Source organism: Sporosarcina luteola (assembly GCF_023715585.1).
GTDB classification, from domain to species: Bacteria; Bacillota; Bacilli; order Bacillales_A; family Planococcaceae; genus Sporosarcina; species Sporosarcina luteola_D.
Genome location: NZ_JAMBOK010000001.1, coordinates 980,283 through 1,006,138 on the forward strand (window position 1 = coordinate 980,283; position 25,856 = coordinate 1,006,138).

Genomic DNA, 25,856 nt, shown 5'->3' on the forward strand with positions numbered 1-25,856 from the left:
CTTAACGTCAAATCCAAAAATGGAATTGCGATAATCTGCTTCCTAGAAAAAAGTTGATGATAACAAAAAGAAAAGCGAAGACGTTCGCCCACGCAAAATCGTTCGCTGTCAGTCTTCCTCTTCTTTGCAAAAACAATACTAAACTATAAAGGATAATAACGAGGAAAGACCCGATGATCTTCATATCGGAAATCGCCCATTCATCAAGGGCAACTGCTGCCCATTGAGTCCCAAGCACGAGGCTGATGAATAGCATTGGTATGCCTGTATAAATTGACGCTTTCATGCCAGATAACGATTGTTGAAGGGATGGAAGTCGTCCAAATTGCTTTGTCCATTTCTTCTTCTTCAACACTTTATAAACAAGCAAATAAAGAATGGCGAAAACGGAGGACATTGCAAATGCTGCATACGATAGAATTGCAAAGGTGATATGTATGAATAGCAATTCCGAGATGAGAGATTCACCAACGGGAGATTTTTCAATCTGCACCGGAGTAAATGTATGAATTGTCATAAAGATGAATCCGATCACATTTAAAAAGAAGACAGCGAACCCGACCTTTGTAAATACTTGGAGGATCATTGATAAGGAAATGAGCAGCCAAGCATAGAAATAGATCCCTTCGTAAAGGGAAAGGACCGGGAATCGCTGTGTATCAATCACCCGCGCGATAAGTAAGCCGCTCTGCATCAAATAGACGACCGACAAAATTGAAAAAGCGCTGCGATGGGCGATTTTATTGTTATTCAAATAATCGATGAAATAAAATACGAGGCTCACCGCATACAGGACGACGATTACTTCGTGGAATCTCGCCATAGTCATTTCGGCCATGATGCAACCTCTGCCTTTCGCATGGATGTATAGCCCCGGATTACACCTCGGCTAATTTGTGTGTAGCAGTATCAAGGGATTTGGCTTGTGTATGGACGATTTCTTCTTCCTCGTCTTCTTCAACCAATCCGAATATTTGCTTGAATAGAGCCAGCTTTTCAGCTGCCTGTCCATCCAATGCCAACTCTTTTGCCTGCAGGATCGGCTCCTTCAACATTTGGTTGACAATAGACTTTGTATGCTTATTCAATAATTTCTTTTCACGTGCGGTGAGATTCGGCATTTTATTTTCAATGCTGGCCATCGTCTCAGCCTGGATACGGAGCGCCTTTTCGCGTAACGCGGAAATGACTGGCACGACACCGAGCGTTGCAATCCATTCCTTGAATTCGACGATCTCCTCTTCAATCATCAAGCCAATCTCTTCAGCGGCACGTTTACGTTCCGCCAAATTCGCTTCGACAATTCCTTGAAGGTCGTCAATGTCGTAGAGGAAAACATTCGGTAAATCACCGATTCTCGGGTCCAAATCCCTCGGCACGGCAATATCAACCATGAAAATCGGCTTTCCTTTCCGGAGCTTCTCGACGTACTTCATCAATTCGAAATCAATGACAAATTCAGTTGCACCTGTGGAGCTGATTAATACATCCGCTTCCAAAAGCGTGCATTGCAATTCCTGCATCGGTTTAGCGACACCTCCGAATTGCTCCGCCATTTCTTCCGCTTTAGATAGCGTACGATTAACGACAGTCACTTTACCGGCACCGCTGCCATGCAAGTTCTTAATGGCCAATTCTCCCATCTTCCCTGCTCCAAGAATAGCGATATGCTTTCCATCCAACGAACCGAAAATCTTCTTTCCAAGCTCCACTGCCGCGTAGGATACGGAAACGGCATTATCGGCGATCGCAGTTTCTGAATGTGCCTTCTTCGCGAGTGTAATCGACTTTTTGAACAGCTCGTTAAAGACAGTTCCTGTCGTACCGATTTTTTGCCCTTCCAGGAAACTGGTGCGGACTTGGCCTAAAATTTGAGTTTCGCCCAGCACCATAGAATCGATGCCCGCTGATACACGCATCAAATGTTCGATTGCTGCATCATTTTCATAAATAAGTAAATGAGGCGTTAATTCCTCAAGTTCCATGTCGAACCAATTAGCTAAAAACCGTTTTACATAATAGCGGCCCGTATGGAGTTGATCAGCAACAGCGTATATTTCAGTACGATTGCAAGTGGAAATGATTACATTTTCCAAAATGCTTTTCTCTTTTTGCAAAGCTTGCATGGCCATTGGCAATTCAGCTTCTACAAAAGACAATTTTTCCCTGATTTCTACTGGAGCTGTTCGGTGGTTGACACCGACCACGATTGTATACATAAGGTGTTCACACCTCTCCCGTTCTTTTTCACATATACGATTATAACATATTACGCTGTATCTAACGGATGATTTTGTGACTAACTCTTGAACCATCAACGGTCCGTTCCCTGTTTTTGTAGTAATTCTAATCTATTTCCGGTTTCTTTATAATTTAAAATCCGGATGAACGTTTGTTATCATCCGGATAAGAACTACATTCTATTTTCAATCTCGCGCCATGCTTCATCGATCCCCATGCCTTTTTCAGAAGAAAACAGTACTAACGGATCGCCAGCACGCATATTCAATTCGTTTCTCACGATTTTTTTATGCTTCTCCCATTTGCCTTTCGGAATCTTATCCGCTTTCGTTGCGATGACGATTGTAGGAATGTCGTAATGACCAAGAAAGTCATACATGACACAATCATCTACACTTGGAGGATGCCTAAGGTCTACAATAAGGACGACAGCCCTCAATTGCTCCCGACCGGTTAAATACCGTTCAATCATTTTCCCCCATGCTTCCCGTTCCGATTTTGACACTTTCGCATAGCCATAGCCTGGGACATCGACGAAGAATAGTTTCTCTTCAATTTTGTAGAAATTCAACGTTTGGGTCTTTCCCGGTTTCGAAGACGTTCGGGCTAAACTTTTACGTCCAATCATTTTATTAATGAACGAAGATTTTCCTACATTTGATCGGCCTGCCAATGCAAACTCCGGAAAACCATCATCCGGGTATTGCTCAGGTCTTACCGCACTCATGATCATTTCAACTTGATTTACTTTCATTCGGAAGCCTCCTCCAATGCGTACGCCAATACTTCTTCAGCATCTGAGACAAGCTTGAATGTCAGCTCACTCCGTACACTTTCTGGTATATCTTCAATATCACGTTCATTTGCAATCGGCAAGATGATCGTCGTCAAGCCAGCACGATGTGCACTTAACGACTTTTCCTTGACGCCTCCAATTGGCAACACCCTGCCTCGGAGCGTAATCTCGCCTGTCATTCCGACTTCACGTCGAATCGGACGCTTCGTCAATGCTGATACGAGTGCGGTCGCAATCGTGACACCCGCGGAAGGTCCATCTTTCGGAACCGCCCCTTCAGGAACATGTATGTGAATGTCGCACGATTCATGGAAATTAGGATTGATATGAAAATCCACTGCCTTGGATCTGACATAGGACAATGCCGTTTGTGCTGATTCTTTCATGACATCCCCCAATTTGCCTGTCAATATCAGTTTACCTTTGCCCGGTGACAATGAAACCTCAATTTGGAGTGTATCTCCTCCAACCGTTGTATATGCCAATCCGGTTGCGACGCCGACTTGGTTTTTCTTCTCAGCTTGCCCGTAGCTGAATTTCCGCTTGCCTAAAAGAGTTTCAAGCGTCTTTGCACTGACAGTGACAGTTTTCCTTTCCCCGGTAACAATCTGCTTTGCAGCTCTTCTGCAAATCCTGGCGATCTCCCTTTCCAGGCCACGGACACCAGCTTCCCGTGTATAATAGCGGACGATATTTTGAATCGCTTCGTCATTAAAGCGGACTTGCGACTTAGTCAATCCATGCTCCTTCAACTGCTTTGGAATGAGATGGTTTTTCGCGATTGTCCGTTTTTCTAATTCCGTGTATCCAGGAATGGATATGATTTCCATGCGGTCCCTTAACGGACCAGGTATGGAGCTTAGATCATTCGATGTCGCTACGAAGAGTACATCCGACAAATCATATGGCTCTTCTATATAGTGGTCACTGAACGTTGAATTCTGCTCTGGATCAAGTACCTCAAGCATGGCGGATGACGGATCCCCTCTGAAATCGTTGGACATCTTATCAACTTCGTCAAGGAGGAAGACCGGGTTGATCTTACCCGCTTTTTTCATGCCTTGTATAATTCGTCCCGGCATAGCACCGACATAAGTACGGCGATGCCCTCTAATTTCAGATTCATCACGAACTCCTCCGAGGGATATACGGACAAATTTACGGCCCAATGATTCCGCGATGGATCGTGCCAATGATGTCTTCCCAACTCCTGGCGGTCCATCGAGGCATAGGATCGGTCCACGCAATGAGTTGGTCATTTGCCGGACGGCAAGGTATTCCAAGATACGTTCCTTCACCGATTCGAGTCCCTCGTGGTCGCGGTTCAATATTTCCTCGGATCTGGAGATATCCAGCTGATCCTTCGAGGCTGTTGACCACGGCAATGCGACAAGCCAATCGATGTAATTCCTGATCACACCACTTTCAGCGGAAGCGGAATGAGCCTTTTCATAACGATCCAGTTCGCGGAATGCAGCCTGTCTAACATTTTCAGGCATACCTGCCTCTTCAATCTTTTTCGTTAACTCAACGACCTCAATGCTCTTACCGTCTTTGTCGCCAAGCTCTTTTTGGATCGCTTTCATCTGCTCGCGCAGATAAAATTCTTTCTGCGTCCGTTCCATCGCTTCCTTTACACGTGCATTGATCTTCCGCTCCAATTCGAGGATCGCCTGCTCGTCGTGAAGTTTATTGATAAGGAATTCCAATCTCTTCTTAACATCTGTTATTTCCAATATCTCCTGTTTGGCAGACAGCTTCAACGGCAGATGGGAAGCAACCATGTCTGCCAACCGTCCCGGCTCTTCGATAGAAGCAATTGAATCGAATGTTTCCTGGGAAATTTTAGCGGAATAATTCGTGTAGTTTTTGAAGTAAGGAAGTAAAGTACGCATAAGTGCAGTGCATTCAGCATCCACTTCCGTATCATCCGGAATTCTCTTTACATCCACGACAGGATAAAGGTCCGCCTCTTCATAATTGGACCATTCCGCCCGTTCGATTCCTTCAATATTGAGTCGATATGTGCCATTGTTCAATGCTGTTAATGACTTCACATGAGCTAAAAGTCCGATTCGATATAGATCATCGGCATCCGGATTTTCAACACTTGTCTCTTTTTGTGAAGCCAGCATGATGAGATTGTCATTCGCAATGGCATGTTCAATCGCAAAAACGGAGCGCTCTCTCCCGACGTCAATATGTAGAACCATCGTCGGGTAAACTAACATTCCCCGCAAAGGCAATAAAGGCACATTCAGCTTTTTTCGATTCGGCATGCGGAAGTCACCTCCATAAGTTATGTATGTCCATTAGTCATTTTTCTATAAGGTGGAAAAAGCCGACAACCGATGAGCGAATGATTCGCATCGTCGGAGTCAGCTTTACCCCTCCATTTATCAGGCCGTATTTTTCTCTTGATCGAGCTCCATCTGGGTACCATCTTCTCGATAAAGGATAGGACTTGATTTCTTCAGGACGGAATCTTTAGTAATGATGCATTCGGTGACTTCATCAAGTGACGGAAGTTCATACATGATATCCAACATGATGTTTTCGATAATCGACCGCAATCCACGGGCACCCGTCTTCCGATCAATCGCTTCCCTAGCGATTTCAATCAGTGCATCATCTTCAAAACGCAAGGCAACGCCATCCAATTCGACCATCTTTTGATATTGCTTGACGATCGCATTTTTCGGAACTGTGAGGATTTGGTAGAGAGTGTCTTCGTTCAACTGTTCCAACGTTGCAATAACCGGCAAACGGCCGATGAATTCAGGGATCAATCCGAAACGCTGAAGATCCTCAGGAATAAGTTTTGAAAGCAAAGAAGCTTCCTCATTTGACCCCTCTTCAACATTCGAACCAAAACCGATCACTTTCTGTCCAGTACGGCGTTTGATGATTTCTTCCATTCCATCGAAGGCTCCGCCGACGATGAAGAGGATATTTGTTGTATCGATTTGCAGGAATTCCTGGTGCGGATGCTTTCGGCCGCCTTGTGGTGGGACGCTTGCAACAGTTCCTTCTAAAATCTTCAAGAGGGCTTGCTGTACACCTTCACCGGATACATCACGCGTGATCGATGCATTTTCCGATTTACGGGCAACTTTATCAATTTCATCGATATAAATGATTCCTTTTTCTGCACGCTCGATATCAAAATCGGCAGCTTGGATCAATTTCAATAAAATATTTTCAACGTCCTCACCGACATAGCCGGCTTCCGTCAAGGAAGTTGCATCTGCTATCGCGAAAGGAACATCAAGGATGCGTGCCAATGTTTGTGCCAATAATGTTTTACCGCTTCCAGTAGGTCCAATCAGCACGATATTCGATTTTGCAATCTCCACATCGTCGACCTTACTGTTCGTATTGATCCGCTTGTAGTGATTGTACACCGCAACAGCCAATGACTTTTTCGCACGGTCCTGACCAATAATATATTCATCCAAGATCCCTTGGATTTCGCGTGGTTTCGGAACATCCTTCAACTCGAAGTGCTCATCAAGTCCAACTTCTTCCTCGACGATTTCCGCACAAAGTTCAACACACTCATCACAAATATAAACACCTTGGCCAGCAACAAGTTTTCTCACCTGGTCTTGGGTTTTACCACAAAAAGAACAACTTAAATTATCTTTTTCGTCATTAAATTTGAACATCAAGCTCACCCCTATTCAAGTGACAATCTTACAAGATTCCCCCGGTTTTATCAACTATTTAGAACTTATCCTCTATAGTTGCCCAAAAATCCTTACCTATGAAAAACAAGGCACGGAAACCCGTACCTTGTATTTTTCACCAACAATTATTCAGCGACTTTTGCATTTTCCACTAGCAATTCAACAGTCTTGTTGAAACGCAAGTCGTTTTCAAGCACTCTCGTTCCGCCTAATGTCTGCTTGATCTGATCGACGTCCATACCGAATTGCTCAGACATTTTCTCTAGTTCAGCATTGATTTCCTCTTCTGTTACTTCAAGGCCTTCAGCAGCTCCGATTGCTTCAAGTGTCAAGGAAACGCGAACGCGGCTAAGCGCATCGTCTCTCATTTGCGCACGTAAAGCTGCTTCATCTTGTCCTGAGAATTGGAAATACAATTCAAGGTTCATCCCTTGCATTTGGAGGCGTTGACCGAATTCGTCCATCATTCGATCCACTTCGGAGTCGATCATCACTTCCGGGATATCGATTTCGGCATTGCGTGCTGCAGCTTCTACAAGATCGTCACGCATTGCTGTTTCAGAAGCAGTTTTCTTCTCTTGTGCTGTTTGCTCTTTCATTTTTGCACGAAGCTCTTCAAGGGTTTCGACACTCTCATCGATTTCCTTTGCAAGCTCATCGTCCAGCTCAGGAACTTCCTTGGACTTGATTTCATGAACTTTCACTTTGAATACCGCCGGTTTGCCTGCTAATTCTGCAGCATGGTACTCCTCAGGGAAGGAAACTTCAACGTCTTTTTCTTCGCCTTGTTTCATACCAACAACTTGCTCTTCGAATCCTGGGATGAATGAGCCAGATCCGATTTCAAGATCGTATCCTTCAGCTTTCCCGCCCTCAAAAGCTTCACCATCAACAAAGCCTTCGAAGTCAAGGTTGACAGTGTCGCCATTTTCGACAGCGCCGTCTTCCTTCACTACCATTTCAGCCAATGCTGATTGACGATCCTTCAATTGTGCTTCGATCTCTTCATCCGTCACTTCAGTTTCCTGACGTGTCACTTCAAGACCTTTGTATTCGCCTAGTTTCACTTCAGGCTTTAATGTAACATGTGCTTTGAATACGAGCGCTTTGCCTTTTTCCATCTCATCGATCTCGATTTCAGGTTGAGCGATCGGCTCGACATCCGCTTCATCAAGCGCGTTTGAATATGCTTCAGGCAGGATGATGTCAAGTGCATCGTTATATAGCGATTCTACGCCGTACATTCTTTCGAACATTTTACGGGGCATTTTCCCTTTACGGAACCCAGGCGCTTGAACTTTCTTTACTACTTTCTTGAAAGCCTCATCAATTGCTGCATCCACTGTTTCAGCAGGAACTTCTACTGTGAGTGTTCCCTTATTGCCTTCTTCTTTTTCCCATTTAACAGACATTTAAATACCTCCGAATCATTATGACCAGTATATTTTCTCACGTTTATACGCTATTTACAACCCTTACAGTATATCATAGTCTTTTGATCTTTCAACAGATTTACTGCACATCACTTGTCCGGCTGTTGGTCAACTCTTCTGATCCAGGACATCAGATCTGTTGCTTTGAACGGTTCCCCCGTGAACATGCTTTCTATGTATTGCGTATATGCGTCCGCAACTTCGGAAGTTGCATATCCATCCCAGCCAAATGGGTAGGCGATTATGCCATAACGAAGACTGGCGTCGATAGCCATTTGCATGCGCGAGGGATCCTTCTCGAAAAACTCCCCGATTTGATTCACCACTTCAACGGAACGCTCATCCTGACTCGGCAGCTCAAGTTCCGCTGGGATGACACGTTTCGACCTTCCAAACTTCCGGACCGTCACTACCCCTTCATAGCCCCATTCACGCAGCAGGACAAGCGCATACGTGATGACGATCGGGTGCAAGGTTTCTTCTTCGACAATTTGCGACAACAAGTCTATTGTGGCCTTGTCCAATTCCCTGTTTTCAAATAAAGCAAGGATCTCCTGTTGTGTTTCTGTTGTCCCTTCCATGAATTCTTCCATGGTGAACGTTTCCAATTGTCGAGGTTCCAATTCCTCCCGTATGTATTTTGAGGATAATCTTTTATTCAACTCCCGTAAGTAATTGAATTTCTTCTCCATGTTTGGCGGAACGATATCTTCATCAAGCAGGGTTTCGATCGTCATCTCGACTTCTTCATAATCTTGCAGCTGGATGCTGATTGCTAAATATAATTCCATGGCGTCCAGATACTCTGTTGTTCCGCTATGTAATAATTTCGTTGCCACTTCTTTTGCCATAGGAAAATCTTTTGTTTCATATAAAGAAACTGCGTATGGCGCCAATATGCGGGTGTTGTCAGGATCAAAATGATACGCCTGTCCGAAAGCCTCCACAGCTTCCGCATAGTCTGTATCTTCCACAGCATCCAACCCTTTTTCAATCAAGCGTTCCAAGGCGCCAGGAAACACGACGATGTTATCCTTTTTAATTAGCCTTCCATATCTATGTCTCACTGGATTCACCTTCCTTCATCCATCCACTATACCATATAGCATTTTCCAACCGGAAATGAATTATTCACTCCTTGTTACATATGTTCATGTCTGAAAATTTATCGATGCATTTTTCCACAAACCAGCTTCGATCTTTCGATTTTATTAAACCCATGAAATGGAACTTAGTAAGTAAGCACCAAGGGATAATTCTCACGTCCATTCCTTTTAATTAACAAACGTTTAGTATCAAGTAACTGTATTGGGGAATTTCATCCGTTTTGGTAATTATTGTCTTGTTTTGACGATTTTTTCAGTATAGTATTTCTTGTGTAACAGCGCAGAAAAAAATTAAGGAAGGCGGGAATTCCCAACGATGAAAAAATTATTTTTGTATCCGTTTGCAGTTGTATTGTTAGGCTTGTTAATGGGAGCATGCTCTGAACAAGCAACAGAGACAACGGAAAAAACCACATCAGAAAAAGAAGAAGCAGCTGACAGTACCCCAACAGAAACTGAGACAACAGATGCAAACGACTCGAACGATTCAACGAACATGCAATGGTCTTACGATGAAGAAACAGGTCCGGATAATTGGGGGGAGTTGGATCCTTCATACTCAGCTTGCGCAAAAGGAAATGAGCAATCACCAATCAATATCGAATCCTCGCAAGTTAAAACAAATGAAGTGCTAGATAGCTTTAAAATTCAATACAAGCCGTCACAGTTTTCATTTATTGATAACGGACATTCCTTGCAGGCTAATCCTGAAGCACCGGACAATAGCATTGTCATCGATGGAACAGAATACAAACTTGTTCAATTCCATTTCCATACACCAAGCGAGCACCAAATAAATGGTGAAACCATGGATATGGAACTTCATCTAGTACACCAAGATGCAGACGGTGGACTTGCAGTACTCGGTTTAATGATTAAAGAAGGAAAAGAAAACGAAACACTTGCAGCTATTTGGGATGCATTACCGATGAATGAAACAGAGAATGAAATTGATTTAAATGAAACGATTGATTTAAATGCCTTACTTCCTTCGGATCAAACAACTTACACTTACAACGGCTCATTAACGACACCGCCTTGCACAGAGAAGGTGAAATGGATTGTTTTTGAAGAACCAATTGAAATGTCAAAAGAACAAATTCAAGCTTATCAGGAGACTTTCCCTGAAAACCAACGTCCTGTTCAACCAGTAAATGACCGCGAAATAATTGAAGTAGATGAAGTAGATTGAAATAGATAGTAATCGTTTAAAACATCTAGCGCTACTACAAGGATGGCCTTTCATCACTCCTCTGGATTGATGAAAGGCCATTTTTATCAACTAAAACTCAAGTTGAGTAGGTTATATATGTGTTGCGCCCATTTTCCTTCGCCCTGTACAAGGCGTTGTCCGCATTCGTCATTAACTCGTCCATCGTAGTTCCGTCTTGCGGAAACATGGCGATGCCTATACTTGAAGTAGTTGTAAAGGAATTCCCCCTTATTTGCCATGCTTCTTGTAAGCTCTCCAAGACTCGTTCTCCAATTGCCATCGCCTCGTTCTCTTCGGTATCTGGAAGTAGCACGAGAAATTCATCCCCACCTAGACGTGCAAACACATCACTCTCCCGAAGTGAGTGTCTCACCCTCTTAGAAAGTCGTTTCAACAACTCATCACCGACGGAATGGCCATGATGATCATTCACCCACTTGAATTTATCAAGATCCATATAGAGTAATGCACAATTTTCTTTATTTCGCTTTGCTTCCTTTAAAGTTTGGCGCATGATCTCCTGAAAAAGTCTGCGATTCGGCAATCCTGTAAGCTCATCATGAAAAGCCATTTGCGTCAGTTTCTCGCGCATCATCTTTTTTTCTTCGATAACACGGGAGACGACCAAAATAAAACCTTCACCATTCTTTTCATCTACAAAATACGTACCTTTTGCTTCAAGCCATATCCATTCTTTTGTTTTATGCCTATACCTGAACTCCATTTCGGCAGATCCCTTTGATTGGTGCAAAGAAAAAAACTGCTCTTGAATTGCCGGCAAATCTTCCGGATGCACAATGTCTATAGCACTCTTCCCTTCGAAATACTCCAGTGGAAACCCTAGGACAGGGGTAAGTGAGGGGGATCCATAGACGATTACTCCGTCTTTATTTATGATTGTTACTAAATCAGTCATATTCTCGGCTATTAAACGATATTTTTCTTCACTGCGGATCAAGGCCTCTTCAAATCTTTTCCTCTCTGAAATATCACGAGAAATACCGGAAAAAGCAATAATGTTGCCATGTTCATCATGAAGCGGAGATAGCGTTATACTGACCGGGATAAATGTGCCGTCCTTTTTCAAACATTCCACTTCGAGCCCACGGATGCTTTCATTATTTAATACCCGTGCACGGTCTCTTTTTACTTGCTCTCTTTGTTTAGCTGGTATTGTCGGCATTGGTCTTCCTACGATTTCTTCTGCTTTCCATCCATACATTTCTTCGAAGGCTCGATTCACCTGTACAACATTTCCGTCCAAGTCGATAATATCCATTGCTTCGGCAGATGACTCATAAAAAAACATTAACTTTTCCGCAGTTTTTCGAAGTTCATCCTTTGCTTGGACGTGTTCAGTCACATCATTTATGACAATCATTATTTTGTTTGGCTGCTGACCTGATTCACATATGGGAAGGTTTTTCACATACAAATGAAGCAACTTCCCCTCTTTATCATAAGCACTTACACTATAAGAACAAAAGTCCCCATTTAATGTTTTAGCGAAAGATCTAACTATGTCATCAATACTTCTCGGGGCAATTATCTCTTGAAAATCAATGTCCACCCATTCGGATGCTGTATAGCCGAATAAATCCGTTGCCGCCATATTGACATCAAGTACTTCTCCCTTAGCATCTAGCAGGAAGATAGGATCGGGATTAAAAGTCAGAACTCTATTCATCACATCAATCGTGATTCCTTCTAATAGTTTATCCATTTATATTGCCCCTTCCTTCGTGATCACTACGTAACAGTCGTTATGAAAAAGTGTCTGGCTCAAGAAATTTGCAATCATTTATGAAAACAATAGATTCTACCCATTCTTGCAATTATACTATAACTAGTTTTAAAATCCTATATAGCACATACAAATAGATAGTTTGAACCAATATAAAATTGGGTATGTTAACCACAGAGAGGTGAATACTATGAAGGATTTATTTTTACTGGAAGTGGAAATCCAGAAATTGCAGAGTGATGTAAATAGATGTCCTGATAGCTTAAAGCCTACTATTTGGTCTGATATACAGTTACTTAAGGATGTAATTGATTACTGTAATAATAGAAGTTAAATAGATTTCTTGAATAAATTAAGGATGGCGTTAAACTTTGACTTTTCGAAGTTTAACGCCATCCTTATTAATTTTCTATGCATTCGCCCCAGTAAGGTGCGCATCGAACGAATCAATAATCGTTAGGAAATGGTCTGCTTCGCGGTAAACGTGGTCCGCTAATAACGGATGGATAATGCTCTTTATTTTACATTCCTCGATTAAATCTCTTGCCGTCTTTTTGAAATCGCGAAGGGAAACGACAGACACCCGATTTTGATCAAGAAATTGGTCCAACAACGGAACGGTTTGGGAATACGGTCTCATTCCGTCTAAATCTCTAGCTTGGAACAGTAACTCATCAAAATCATTGCTGAAATTCCTTGCGATGTCCACTAGCTTTCTTTCCGAAGGATCGAGTAGATGACCGATGAATTTTGCATGATCGGCCATAATTCGTAAAAAGAACACATTCTCTTTGATGATTGCATCTGCAAGTGGCACTAATTTCCCTTCATTCAACTCAATGAGTCGCTTCCTAAAATAATTGGCTTCCCGACTAATATGGTCAACCAATAACGGGAAGTTGTTTCCACCGGGCAATTGGCAAGAAAGGATCAACCCTAACACTTTCCGTTTAAAAGCGTAAATATTTGCCGCTGCCATCTGAACTTCCGAATTGAACCTTCTGATCGTCATTGGGTCTGTTTGATTCGTAAAAGCATGCGACTGTTGTTCAATCCGTTCAAATAACTGAAAAAAATGATTCGCTTCTGCGATTAGCTGAGTATCTTCGCATCGAAACCCCAATCTGAGAAATAGGGAATGTTCTTTCATGATTCGTGACCAAAACCGAATTTCCTCCAGTGACCGTTCCACAAACTCTGTTGGCGATATGTTGGGACCGCCGGCTTGATACTCTTCATTCCAATACAAACGAATCTCCCCCTCGTATGCAAACGTACTGAATCAATCTATTCCGGGTAAAGTTGTCCCTATTCCAAAAATCTTTTTTGAGACTTAACTTTTCAAATGCACAAGGGATTTTCTGTAATTATTCTATCTCCTCAATCGGTTGAAGTTTCTCTTCAATTTCATTCCGACGCTCTTCTAAAAACGGCGGCAAGTCTAATTTCTCACCCAGCGTTTCAATATTTCCGTCAATTGTAAAACCCGGTCCGTCTGTCGCGATTTCAAATAGAATTCCGTTTGATTCGCGGAAATATATGCTCTTGAAGTAAAAGCGGTCCACGATACCGGATGAATGAAAGCCTTTTGCCCGGACTTGCCCATCCCAATAGGCAAGTTCTTCTTCGTCTTTGACACGGATCGCTAAATGATGAATGCTGCCGCGTCCAGGCTTTTCGGATGGACCGTCTAAAAATCTCACTACAATTTCACCGAAAACTTCACCTTTAACCGATTGAAAGATCGCCTCTTCTTCCGTACGTAGCACTTCCATATAGCCGAATATTTCTGTAAGTGTATTTGCAAGTTTATCGAGCCTGCGCACAGTTATTTCAACTGAACCCATGCCTAAAATTTGATGTTCTTCCGGTACCTTTGATTTTCCCCATGTTTCCCAGTGCTCGACTTTTTCGTCATTTGACACAAGAAGCACCATCCTCAAGCCTTCTGAATCCTCAAAGTGCAAAGCAGGACGATTAGCATACATTGTAATGTCACTATGTTGTATATTAAATTCTTCAAAACGCATTTTCCAATAAGATAAGCTTGTAGCGGATGGGACAAGTAATCCGATTCGGGTGATGGCATTTGTTCCGCGGTGCGTACTTCCTGCAACTGGAATTTCAAAAAATGATAATTCAGTGCCAGGACTTCCAGTTCGATCTCCATAAAACAAGTGATACATTGACGGATCGTCTTGATTTACCGTCATTTTCACACGCCGTAAACCAAGTACTTCTTTATAAAAGTAATTGTTTTGACTTGCATTTTTAGTGATCATTGAAATGTGGTGATGTCCTAGAATTTTGTACATGAGTTTTTTCCTCCTATTTATCGTTCGATTAGACAAGTGAGAAGATAAGAAATTCTTTATAACTTAACTAATTATGATGCAAGAAAAGCATCTCGAATTCTAACTATATGCTTGTCAGTCAGAATATGACGGCACATTTTCCCATCAATAAATGTAAACAGCCAATTACCAGAGTTACTCTAGCAATTGGCTGTATTGACGATAATCATTTCTCCCAAATTTCAATCCATCTTCCTTCTGGGTCAGTAATCCAAACAAAGGTCCCATACTCGCTCTTCTCAGGTTCTTTTATATGTGGTACACCAATTTTCTCGAAGTGCTCCATCCAACCTTCTATATCTTCCACTTGGAAATTTAGCATTACAGATTGTTCAACAGGGAAATAGCTATTTTCTTCTTTGAAAAGAGAAAATATCGTTTCATTATCTAGATCTGATTTGATAATTGTGCCATTCCATTCGCCCATCGAAAATCCCAGCGTTTCTTCATACCAGTTCTTTACATAATCTACGTTTTTTGACCTCAAAAAAACCCCGCCAAAACCTTTTATCTTCATAACACACTACCCCCACTCTTCTTTGTGAACAAACTGTTCCCGCTAATGGTATGTTCAACAAAACGAGCATAAATCCCTTTTTACATCTCGCACTGATTCATACAGCCAAATTAAAACAGGCAGTTCCCCCTACCCGTTATGGGCGGCGGAACTGCCTGTCCAATTAGATTGAATCACTAACAGGGTTAACCTGCGTATGCTTGCCTATGTCTTCAGTCCGGAAGCGGCCTTCCCATTTAGCCATAACAACCGTAGCCATTGCGTTTCCAAGTACGTTGACAACTGTTCGACCCATATCGAGCAATCGGTCGACTCCTGCGATGAAAGCAAGTCCTTCCAATGGGATCCCGACTGTGCCTAGTGTCGCAAGCAATACGACGAATGAGACGCCAGGTACACCTGCGATACCGTTGGAAGTTATCATCAGTACTAACACTAATGTAACCTGTTCCATGATGCTCAGGTCGATGCCATACATTTGCGCTATGAAGATTGCCGCAAGTGCTTGGTAAAGTGTCGACCCGTCCAAGTTGAATGAATAGCCCGTCGGAACAACGAATGACACGATGTCCCGCGGTGAGCCGAATTTCTCCATCTTCTCCATGAGCTTCGGTAGCACAGTTTCAGAACTAGATGTAGAATAAGCCAAAATAAGTTCATCTTTCAACAGTTTAATAATGCTGAAGATGCTTGAGCCGACTAACTTCGCAATTCCGCCAAGTACCACGATTACGAAGAAAATCATCGTTGCATAAACGAGAATCATTAATTTCCCAAGCGGCACGAGCGATTCCAGTCCGAATTTCGAAACCGTCACACCTATCAAACCGAATACGCCAATCGGTGCGAATTTCATAATCAGGTTCGTAACCCAGAACATCGCGTCTGCAGTGCCTTGGAAGAATGCCAGCACAGGTTTGCCGCGCTCTCCAATAGAAGCAACACCTAATCCGAACAATACAGAGAAGAAGATAACCGCAAGCATATCGGCTGATGCCATCGCTTGGATAATATTGCTCGGCACGATACCGACAAGAACGTCCATAAATCCTTCGTTTTGTACACTTTCAGTCGTTTGGACATAGGAGTCGATATCGCCTTTTGCCAATGTCGACATATCAATGCCTTCACCTGGTTTAAAAATATTCGCGGCAGATAAGCCGACGAGGATAGCGATTAATGAAACAACTTGGAAGTAAAGCATTGTCTTTCCGCCAAGTTTTCCTAATTGCTTCAAGTCGCCAGTTCCTGCAACACCTACGATCAAAGTTGAAACGATGATCGGTACAACAATCATCTTAATCATGTTAATAAAGATAGTACCTAACGGCTGTAAATACGTCTCTATTGCCGGATTGCCATAAAAGACCGCACCAACGATGATTCCTGCTATTAATCCGACCAGTATTTGATACGCTAATGGAAATTTGAATTTCTTTTTCATAAATATGCCTCCCTTATCTACCAATGAAAGCGTTTTCTCACTTTTTTCAAGTGTAAGGGCGACTTATCAAATCCGACAAAATCCGACAATGTATTTCATTATTTATTTGAAGGAAAAATATTCATTTTCGCTTATACCTTTCGCTCGTTTCAATATAGAGCACTTGAAGGAACTTCTTACTGTTAATTTTTAATCGAGAAGGAGCTGGGAGGTCATCTTCTATTTGTTTCATACGTAGGCGAATGTCCTGGAAGTCAAAATAGCGCGGTGCATAATATTCGAATTGAGGCGATGTATAATCGACTACTCCCATCGAGGCTAGGTTGTTGACTGCGGCTGCAATTGTTCTGCGGATCCGCTGCTCCATCGCCTTGCTTTCTTTCGCAACATCAACATTTTCAAGATTCCTGGCAGCCGCCTCGTATAACTCCTTTAATGGAGGTAACTGCGATGGCCGTTCTTGTTGCTGCATGAGCAAGTCCATAATGGCTACGATATCATCGCTACCCGCTTCTCCGACAATCCCCATATCATTTAAAATGGATCGGACAACCTCACTTACACTGTGCCTGATTGGTTGTTCACCAGCCGATCCGATATCCGCAAGCGATTCCCGAATCGTTTGCAGTGATTGATGAAGCCGATAGTTTTCCTCAGTCTTCGTTAAAATGCTTCGGACCTCCACACGATTAATTGGCTTATGGATAAAGAACTCTACACCTTTTTCATACGCTTCGCCAACCATTTCCTTGTTGACGATTTGTGAGATCATGATGAATTGGCCGCTGAATCCCTGCTTTTTCAATTGCTCCATTGTTTCAATGCCATCTAATTCAGGCATGAGAAAATCGATTAGTACAACGTCCGGCTGTGTGGAGATGATGGGCACAAGTGATTTCACCCCATTTTCCGCCTCACCTGCAACATAGCCAAGCTCCTCTTCTACGATAATTTGTTCAAGCATTTTCCGACATGCCAAATCATCATCTACGATAAAATAACGCACGATAGATCACCTCATTCCTAATGTATGGGAAGGAATCCGTATTTGAATAGCCGTTCCTATTTCTAGTGATTCAATATGGATCTCCCCTTGCAGCGTTTGAACAATCTGTTGGACATGGGATAGACCAATGCCAGTTGCCGCCACGCCCTGCTCATTGAACTTCGTTGTATAGCCCGGTTCAAACAGTATTGGGATGTCTTCTTTTCGAATCCCTTTGCCTGTATCCCGGATCGTGATGCACAGATCATCCGCTTCATCGAATACTTGAATGTCAACAGTGCCCTTATGCGCGATCGATTCAACGGCATTAGCCGTTACATTGTTCAATAGAGCTAACAGCGGGATATGCTTAGCCGTTTCATAATCAACTGACATGGTTAAACGGAAATCGACAGTCCTCTTCAATAACTCGCTATATTTCCGATTCGATGTAATTACGAGTTCAAACAGATCGGACAAAAGAAAGAAATCAGCGCTCTTTTCTTTTGTAATGTTAGACAATCCTGCTACGATACGCTGATTGTCTTTTTTCACTTCATGGATTTCTTGCGCAATGGCAAGCGCCTGCACACTCAGCTCATGTAGATCTTTCTGCTTCAACTTCCGGTATAAGTCATGGCTGGCGGCCGTTACTTGTTCGATATGATTCATCGACTTCTGTAAATATAACGACTCTGCATACAGATTCGAACCGATTCCGAGCATTTCCCGTACGCGATTTTTCTGCTCAGATATCATAATTGAACTATAGAGGCCAACAACGAAAAAGCTGCGCAATATCGCCACACCAGCAATCAACGCCAAGTCTTTCAACAGTAGACCATCCCGGTCTAGCATGACTATGCGCATGATGCTTTCCGAACTGTTCCCGACAAACTCAAATAATGAAGCCCAAGCCCCTAATATGAGCGGAGAGTCGCGATACTTGTCAAAATGGATGATATGAAAACCCATCGCAAAGACAACATAATATAACATAGTAGGCAAATGATGCTGGAAACCATCCAAAAAAGAAACAGACGTCGACGTCATTTCAACACCTGTTCGAAAAACAACGACAGTCAAACCAGTCACCACCCCTGTCAACGGGAGAGATCCCGCTGGACGTATGAGGAGGAGAAGGAAAAAAGCAATGCTCCCTAAACCAAAACGAAAAGACTCTCCATTGAAAGGAATAAGTTTAAACTCCCCTGCAATTGCCGTCAATAAAGCCGTCAACAATAAGGCTGCAGTATCGATTTTATGTTCTTTTTGGGTTAATTGCTTATTTATCATATACTATCTCCTATTATAAGAAATAATCTTCTTTGGAAATTATAGCATGACAGGTATTCAATCGTTTTATAAATGTATTATTTAATAAAGAAAAAGCGATGCAAACGTTACTATTTCAACGCTTGCATCGCTTTTAAACTTATAAGGGAATACCCTGTGTTATGAATCAAATGCATTTAATGCATTTACACTGTGAGCCAACGCTGAACCTGCTTTTAATGCAGTTGCTACCATAATTGATTCTGCTACTTCTTCCTTAGAAGCGTTCGCATCCTTTGCACCCTTCGTATGGATGTCAATACAGTACGGACATCCTGTAGTGTGTGCTACAGCTACTGCAATCAATTCCTTCTCTTTTACACTTAAGATGCTTTCTTTCATTGATTTCGTATCAAAATCAACAAATGACTTAAAGACATCCCCATTTAGTGTTGAGAACTCCTTTAATCTAGTAAAATAGGATGCTTTGTATAGATCATCGTCGTCAGTTTGGTCGTATGCATTTAAAGCATTCACACCATGAGCAAGAGCCGATCCTGCCTTTAAGGCCGTCGCCACTAGAATCGCTTCCGACATTTCTTCCTTCGAAACTTCTTCTGATCTCGCAGCTTTCACATGAACTTCAATACAATATGGACATCCTGTTGTATGTGCTACAGCAATAGCAATTAGTTCTTTTAACTTTTTAGTTAGTTTCCCTTCAGATAGGGCAAGTTTGTCAAATTGAGCAAAAGCCTTGAATGCTTCTGGAACTAGGTCACTTAGTTCACCAAGACGATTAAAATATGATTTTTTATACAATGCTTCATTACTCATCATTATTTCCTCCTCATTATTTTCTATTTGTTATTTGTAATTCTCAACTTCCAAAATCAGACGTTTAATTTCTGAAGTTCCCTAGCCTTCAATTCCCGACGAAGAATTTTTCCGCTGATCGGTGTCTTCGGCAATTCCTCGAGAAACTCAATTTCTCTCGGCGCAGCATGAGCAGCAAGCCCACTTCGTACAAAAAGACGTAATTCTTGTAGCAGCGCATCACTCGCTTCATATCCATCCCGTAAGACGATAAATGCCTTCACGATTTCTCCTCGCACCGCGTCTGGCTTCCCAATGACACCCACCTCTGCAACCGCTGGATGTTCGATTAGTTTACTTTCCACTTCAAATGGGCCGATTCGCTCGCCCGAAGAATTGATCATATCATCGCTCCGGCCTTGGAAAAAGATATAGCCGTTATCATCGATCGTCGCCAAGTCGCCTGATACATACCATCCTTCGAATGGGAAGTACGTCGAATACTTGGCAGGATCGTTCCACACTTCCCTCATTATTGCAGGCCAATTCGCTTTCAAAGCTAAGTGTCCTACTTCGCCAGGCGCAAGTTTTTCACCATCATCTCCTAGAATTGCCGCTTCAATTCCCGGAAACGGTCTTCCCATCGACCCTGGAATTATTTTGTCGGAGGGCAGATTCACAATGAGCTGGGCTCCTGTTTCTGTCATCCACCATGTATCATGTATTCTGTTCGACAACGTTTTAATCCCCCAACGTATCACTTCGGGATTTAACGGCTCACCCACGCTTAACACATGTCGGATCTTCGACAAATCATAGTTTGATGTCTTTTCATCTTCTTCCGCCATCAGCATTCTGAAAGCCGTAGGTGCACTATACCAAACAGTGACACCCGATTTTTCCAATACAGAAAACCATTCATCGGCATTAAATCTGCCACCGTGAATGACGATCGTTGCCCGATTCAACAAGGGAGCGAAAACACCATACACCGTCCCCGTTACCCAGCCAGGATGTGCCGTGCACCAATATACATCGTCTTCTTTCAAATCCAACACCCATCTGCCTGTAATGTATTGTTGGATCATCGCTCGATGAGCATGGATAATTCCTTTTGGCCGACCTGTCGAACCACTCGTATAATGAATATTAAGCGCATGGTCCAACTCCACCCACTCGATGAGATTCTCTTCAATCTCAACTGCTCGAGCCTCGGCAAACAATGATATTTCATCATCCTTGCATTGTTCTGGCTCTGCCGTTATGAACACCGTTTTCAATGATGGCAACTCGGCACGCGGAACCCGTTTTATGAATTCAGGTGAGGCAATTAAATACGTTCCCTCACAATCGGCAATCCGCTCCTTCACTGCATCTTCCATAAACGCTTCAAATAGCGGTCCGACAACTGCGCCTAGTTTAATGGCAGCGAGCATCGCGATATGACAATCAGGATGCTTCGGTAGAAAGATAAAGACGAAATCTCCTTTTTTCACCCCTTTCTTTTTCAAGACAGTTGCCCAAAGATCGGTTTTCTCTTTCAATTCGCGGTACGTTACTGTGTACTCTTCATTTTCTCCAAAATAATGCAGTGCGATTTTATCTCCGTGCCCCTCCACTACATGGCGATCCACACATTCATAAGCCATATTCACTTTTCCGGTATCAGACCAACTGAAATTTGATTCGATACTTTTCCATGTGAAATCTTTTCTTGAAGGAAGTTCAACTGTAATGTTGTAATTTCCTTTTTGTGGATAAATCACTTCCTCATTTGCCATGTTAGACAACCTCCTTCTCGATATGTAAAAGCTCAAGGATTTCTGCTTTTTTAGCCGCTAAAAACGAATCGCCTCGATCTCTCGGCTTTGCTACATCAATCGACAATTCCGCTTGCAATGTCCCAGGCTGACCACCGAGGATAAAAATTCGATCGCATAAGTAAAGCGCCTCGTCTATGTCATGTGTAACGATTACCATCGTTGTTAGACGGTTCTTTTGGATCTTCAACAATAAGTCTTGCAGCTGCATTTTAGTAAAAGCATCCAACGCACTAAATGGCTCATCAAGAAGCAAGACATCCGGCTCGCCAATAAGTGCACGGGCAATTGCGGTTCGTTGTGCCATCCCACCTGACAAGTCTTTCGGATAATGAGCATCGAAGTCAGACAAACCGACAAGATTCAAATACTCCTGGATTGTTGCTTGTTTCTCCTTCTCATCTTTCGCTCCGAATAAAATATTTTCTCTTACAGTAAGCCAAGGCATCAGTCTCGGCTCTTGAAAGATCATCCCGATTGGCTGCTCTCCTACACCACCAATTTCAATTGCCCCATCATAATTCTGATCCAGTCCGGATAAAACGCGCAGCAGTGTACTTTTTCCGCAACCACTTGTTCCTAAAATCCCAACAGTCTCTCCTTCTTTAATGGAAAATGAAATGTTGTTAAATCCTGCAAGTCCGTTATTAAATGTCCTAGTAGCCTCTTTTACTTTCAACATTGCAATCCCTCCATCATAGTTGGTTTTGAAGATTGTCTTGCCACTTCAATGCACGTGCTTCCAGTGTTTTCAACAGAGAATCAGTCGCTTTCCCTAACAGTGCAAATAAAATAATGCTGGCAATAATGAGCTCCGGTGAGTACGTATTCTGACCAACGACTAGTAAATACCCAAGGCCTTGACTGGCACCCATCAGCTCGGCAGCTACGACGAACATCCAGCCTAATCCGACACCACTGCGCAACCCTACTAGGAATGATGGAAGTGAAGCGGGCAAGATGATACGGCGAACAATTTGCAACGGAGTGAAATGGTAGATCTTCCCGACTTCAATCAACTTGCGATCCACACCTTGAATACCTGAGACAATATTCAAATAAACCGGAAAGAATACACCGACAGCAATTAGCATCACTTTTGATGATTCTCCAATTCCCATCCAAAGAATAAACAATGGAACCCAAGCTAAAGAGGGAATCGCGCGAAATGCTTGAATTAATGGGTCCATCAGCTGTTCAAACCATTTAAAATACCCAACAATAGATCCCAATACAACCGCGGCAAATGTTCCTGCCAGAAACCCGATTAAGACCCGAAAGAACGTGATCCCCACATGTCCCCAAAGTGTACCTTCTTGTGCTAATTCGATTATCTTTTGCAGAATGGTTGTTGGAGCGGGAAAGACATAGGCATCAAGCCAATTTAAGCGGATAGCGGTTTCCCAAACGACTAAAAGAATGAACGGAATGAGTAAGCCAAGAGCTAACCCCCTCACCTTATTTTCAAAGTTAACGTTGACCGACTTTTTTCCTTTAGTTTTAAACAATTCTCTTTCGTCAATATTGACCGTCATGTCCATTCCCCCTAATTCATTGAATTACTTTTTTTGAATACTGATCATTAATTAATTCTTCTACAATTTTTGCGACATCCACATTGCCGTTAATCACATTCTCTGATTGCAACACTTCACCAGCTGCAGTTAGTGATTCAATTTGCTTTGAACCGGGGATTGGATCTGAAAAATCGTTACGTTCTAGACTCTTCTGGGCTACTTCCAATGGCATTTCTGCTTCTTTCGCAAGTATGTCGGCTGCCTCATCCGGGTTTTCGATAACCCATTTCCGAGCCTTTTCGTAGACCTCAATCACTGTTTCTACCACTTCAGGATGTTGCTCGGCAAAGTCAGAACGGACATTCAGCGTTCCGTACGTATTTTTTTCATGGTCACGTAAAAATAACTCGGCACCAGAATCCACTTCAACTTTTGCCATATGTGGATCTAGCCCTGCCCATGCTTCCACTTGACCGGTTAGAAGAGCGTTTGCTCCATCAGAGTGCTGCAAATTCACAATTTCCAAGTCCTTTGACGACAAACCAACTTCCTGTAACGAACGGAGAAGGAATATATACGGATCTGTTCCTAGCGTCGCAGCTACTTTTTTTCCCTTCAATTGTTCGATTGATGTGATTTTGGAATCACCTGTTGCCACAAGTGCAGTCCATTCCGGCTTTGAATAAATATAGACCGATTCAATTGGCGACCCATTAGATTTGGCGATTAATGCAGCAGCACCAGCCGTCGAGCCGAAATCGACGCTCTTCGAATTTAAAAATTCAAGCGCTTTATTGCTTCCATGGCTGAGTACCCATTCCACTTCAATCCCTTGTTCCTTAAACGCATCTTCAGCCCAACCGAATTCTTTCAGCGCAAGGCTAGTTGGTGAGTAGTATGCATAATCCAGTACTACTTTCTTCAACTCTCCCTTTTCCTTCCCTTCACCTTTTGAACAAGCTGTCATCATTAGCGCTGCCCCGATTACCAGTAGCACTCCTGCAATCCATTTCCTCATGTCTATTTCCTCCTAAATTCGTTTTTTATATTGGAATTCATAATAACCTAATTAATATTGTTCATATTGGTATAGTCGGATTTAGCTTTATGAAATTCTAGTTTCCTTTTAATGAATATGAAAAACCCTCTTCATAAGAAGAGGGCTGCAAAAATTCCTCCTCTTATCTTCCAGGCTTAAAAACACCTGTAGGATGTAGCACCTTTTCAGATGAATTCATCTGTTGGTTGCCGGGCTTCTTCGGGCCTATTCCCTCCGCCACTCTAAATAAGAGATGTATGTAGTTGTTAGAATCATTTTTATAACTTCAACTGATTGAAAATTAGTATAAACATATATAAATAAATTGTCAACCATACAATTCATATTATATTAATAATTTAAATTAATATTCGGATTTAATTGCACGCCATGTCTCCTTTTAGGCGCCCCCTTTAGATTTCAAATGCAGCATAACTTCCCTCATCTTCAAAATCTTTCACCATGACAACTTTATCGGAAAACTGTTCCACAGTATTCGTGCTGTTACCTATAATAAAGGATAGGACATTAAAGGCTTTCTCTTTTTTCTTCTTATTGAACTCCTCAAGGAATGAATCTTTTATGCTGTCTTCACCATCCGTCACAAACACTACATCAGCTTTTTTAAAACGGCTTTCATTAATAACACTTAGCGATTTACCAAGAGGCAAAGAAAAATCCGTCCCACCGCTCAAAAAGGTTTGTGCCAGATTCACCATATCCGAAATCTTTAATTTTCCCTTTTCGTATGTAAATACTTGCAAGCGCGTGGAAAATAAAATCAAACAAAAATCCCTTCTCTGCTTTCTGGCAATCGATATGAGGGCTAACGTAAACCCTTTGGATTGAGAATCAAGGTGCTGCATACTACCCGACTGATCCAAGCAAAGTATGATTGGACCTTTCCCAAGGACCTCTTTTCCCTCCTGTTCATATAGCATCGTCTGACCTTCTGCAAACCGACGAAGAAAGTCGTTCCTCGTTATTGGATGCATGTAAAATCCCAGCTCCATCGGCAACAACCGTTCAATATCGCCACCTATTGTGACTCCACTTCTTTCCATCGCATCGTTATATTCGGCCTTTTGTTTTTTACGGGCTGCCTGTTTGAATCGACCAGCCCAGTCTGCAATTTCTTTCATTTTTTTATCAGAAGCTATCTTCTCTGCTAGCGACAGTTGGTCTCGAAGAGGAACTTTTTTCAGTTCTGCATCCCCGCTGCCCGCTCGAGTGCCACCGAACAATGATTTCAAACCCTCCTTCACCTGCTTTGTTTCGTGCAACGCTTGAACCAATGCTTGTGAAAAGCTATTACTATTGCTTTCGAGTTTCTGTTTCAATTTCTCATCAAATCTATCCATTAACTCTGTAATTTTCTCTTCGATTGCACGACTACCATTTCCCGTCTCATCATGCCACTCCTGCCTTTGGAGTTGCCTTTGCACCGCAAGGATTTCCTGCATCTGCTCTTTCAATTCTTCGGCTTGATTTTTTTGGTCAACCAGCCATTGGTTCATCTTCTCTCCGAATTTCACCGTGCCGATAGCTGACGACAAATCATCCAATCGGGTGGTGGTTCGGAAGGTATCAAAGTTTTCGTCCGCCATGATTCTTTCCATGAGTGATTTATTAACCTTTAAAACACTTTCTAGGTCCTCTTCAATAATCTCAGGTTTCATCTTGTATAAGGAAGCCCAAATGTCTGCCAGTAATGAATCGAACATCGGCAGTACACCTTCAGCTCTTACCTTTTGAAGACCTGAAGACATATCGAAAATATCTCTGAAACGTCTTTTATCGAACGCGTCCGTGTTCAAGACCGACCGAATTTCAGTGCGTCTATTACGACTGTTCAAGTAGAACACTC

Annotated in this window: 21 protein-coding genes and 1 riboswitch; of the genes, 1 reads left to right on the forward strand and 20 read right to left on the reverse strand. The window is 42.5% G+C overall.

Going from position 1 to position 25,856, the window contains the following annotated elements; all coding sequences use genetic code 11:
• Positions 1–7: 7 nt before the first annotated feature.
• The 7 genes from M3193_RS05070 to M3193_RS05100 form a co-directional block, all read right to left on the reverse strand.
• On the reverse strand, positions 8–838 hold the full coding sequence (locus M3193_RS05070; protein WP_251624798.1) for a cytochrome c biogenesis protein: 831 nt from the start codon (positions 836–838) through the stop codon (positions 8–10).
• Between the two features lie 40 nt (positions 839–878).
• Positions 879–2,219, reverse strand: a complete 1,341-nt coding sequence (hemA, locus tag M3193_RS05075; protein WP_251624800.1) for a glutamyl-tRNA reductase — start codon at positions 2,217–2,219, stop codon at positions 879–881.
• A gap of 194 nt (positions 2,220–2,413) precedes the next feature.
• On the reverse strand, positions 2,414–2,995 hold the full coding sequence (gene yihA / locus M3193_RS05080; RefSeq protein ID WP_251624802.1) for a ribosome biogenesis GTP-binding protein YihA/YsxC: 582 nt from the start codon (positions 2,993–2,995) through the stop codon (positions 2,414–2,416).
• A complete protein-coding gene (lon, locus tag M3193_RS05085) occupies positions 2,992–5,316 on the reverse strand; it encodes an endopeptidase La (protein ID WP_251624804.1) in 2,325 nt (774 codons plus the stop codon). Before lon ends, yihA begins: the two co-directional genes overlap by 4 nt.
• Positions 5,317–5,436: 120 nt before the next feature.
• Positions 5,437–6,705 (reverse strand): ATP-dependent protease ATP-binding subunit ClpX, encoded by a 1,269-nt coding sequence (gene clpX / locus M3193_RS05090; RefSeq protein WP_251624806.1) that lies wholly within the window; start codon positions 6,703–6,705, stop codon positions 5,437–5,439.
• A 146-nt stretch (positions 6,706–6,851) separates the two neighbouring features.
• Positions 6,852–8,138, reverse strand: coding sequence for a trigger factor (gene tig, locus M3193_RS05095; RefSeq protein ID WP_251624808.1), 1,287 nt, complete (start codon positions 8,136–8,138; stop codon positions 6,852–6,854).
• 110 nt (positions 8,139–8,248) lie between these two features.
• Positions 8,249–9,226, reverse strand: coding sequence for a tetratricopeptide repeat protein (locus M3193_RS05100; RefSeq protein ID WP_251624810.1), 978 nt, complete (start codon positions 9,224–9,226; stop codon positions 8,249–8,251).
• A gap of 355 nt (positions 9,227–9,581) precedes the next feature.
• Between M3193_RS05100 and M3193_RS05105 the strand changes: the two genes are divergently transcribed.
• Entirely contained in the window at positions 9,582–10,457 is an 876-nt protein-coding gene (locus M3193_RS05105; protein WP_251624813.1) for a carbonic anhydrase, read from the forward strand.
• 97 nt (positions 10,458–10,554) lie between these two features.
• Here the strand turns inward: M3193_RS05105 and M3193_RS05110 are convergent, their stop codons facing one another.
• From M3193_RS05110 to M3193_RS05170, 13 genes are all read right to left on the reverse strand, one after another.
• Complete coding sequence (locus M3193_RS05110; RefSeq protein ID WP_251624815.1) at positions 10,555–12,201, reverse strand: sensor domain-containing protein; 1,647 nt, start codon at positions 12,199–12,201, stop codon at positions 10,555–10,557.
• A gap of 430 nt (positions 12,202–12,631) precedes the next feature.
• The gene (locus M3193_RS05115; protein ID WP_285851831.1) at positions 12,632–13,471 is read right to left on the reverse strand and encodes a DUF2935 domain-containing protein; all 840 of its coding nucleotides are present in this window, start codon (positions 13,469–13,471) and stop codon (positions 12,632–12,634) included.
• A 118-nt stretch (positions 13,472–13,589) separates the two neighbouring features.
• Complete coding sequence (locus M3193_RS05120) at positions 13,590–14,537, reverse strand: ring-cleaving dioxygenase (RefSeq protein ID WP_251624817.1); 948 nt, start codon at positions 14,535–14,537, stop codon at positions 13,590–13,592.
• 205 nt (positions 14,538–14,742) lie between these two features.
• A complete protein-coding gene (locus M3193_RS05125) occupies positions 14,743–15,093 on the reverse strand; it encodes a VOC family protein (RefSeq protein ID WP_251624819.1) in 351 nt (116 codons plus the stop codon).
• A 163-nt stretch (positions 15,094–15,256) separates the two neighbouring features.
• Positions 15,257–16,537, reverse strand: a complete 1,281-nt coding sequence (locus M3193_RS05130; protein ID WP_251624822.1) for a cation:dicarboxylate symporter family transporter — start codon at positions 16,535–16,537, stop codon at positions 15,257–15,259.
• 121 nt (positions 16,538–16,658) lie between these two features.
• Positions 16,659–17,543: a response regulator gene (locus M3193_RS05135; RefSeq protein WP_251624824.1), complete on the reverse strand. Its 885-nt coding sequence runs from the start codon at positions 17,541–17,543 to the stop codon at positions 16,659–16,661.
• A 6-nt stretch (positions 17,544–17,549) separates the two neighbouring features.
• Positions 17,550–18,818: a sensor histidine kinase gene (locus M3193_RS05140; RefSeq protein WP_251624826.1), complete on the reverse strand. Its 1,269-nt coding sequence runs from the start codon at positions 18,816–18,818 to the stop codon at positions 17,550–17,552.
• A 159-nt stretch (positions 18,819–18,977) separates the two neighbouring features.
• Positions 18,978–19,634 carry a carboxymuconolactone decarboxylase family protein gene (locus tag M3193_RS05145; protein ID WP_251624828.1) on the reverse strand — a complete coding sequence of 219 codons (657 nt, stop codon included), beginning with the start codon at positions 19,632–19,634 and terminating at the stop codon, positions 18,978–18,980.
• A 56-nt stretch (positions 19,635–19,690) separates the two neighbouring features.
• A complete protein-coding gene (acsA, locus tag M3193_RS05150) occupies positions 19,691–21,394 on the reverse strand; it encodes an acetate--CoA ligase (protein WP_251624831.1) in 1,704 nt (567 codons plus the stop codon).
• A 1-nt stretch (position 21,395) separates the two neighbouring features.
• Positions 21,396–22,115, reverse strand: coding sequence for an ABC transporter ATP-binding protein (locus M3193_RS05155; RefSeq protein WP_251624832.1), 720 nt, complete (start codon positions 22,113–22,115; stop codon positions 21,396–21,398).
• A gap of 13 nt (positions 22,116–22,128) precedes the next feature.
• Complete coding sequence (locus M3193_RS05160; protein ID WP_251624835.1) at positions 22,129–22,968, reverse strand: ABC transporter permease; 840 nt, start codon at positions 22,966–22,968, stop codon at positions 22,129–22,131.
• Positions 22,969–22,984: 16 nt separating this feature from the next.
• Entirely contained in the window at positions 22,985–23,968 is a 984-nt protein-coding gene (locus M3193_RS05165; protein ID WP_251624837.1) for an aliphatic sulfonate ABC transporter substrate-binding protein, read from the reverse strand.
• 160 nt (positions 23,969–24,128) lie between these two features.
• Positions 24,129–24,242: riboswitch (SAM riboswitch) on the reverse strand.
• Between the two features lie 160 nt (positions 24,243–24,402).
• Entirely contained in the window at positions 24,403–25,845 is a 1,443-nt protein-coding gene (locus M3193_RS05170; RefSeq protein WP_251624839.1) for a VWA domain-containing protein, read from the reverse strand.
• Positions 25,846–25,856: the final 11 nt, after the last annotated feature.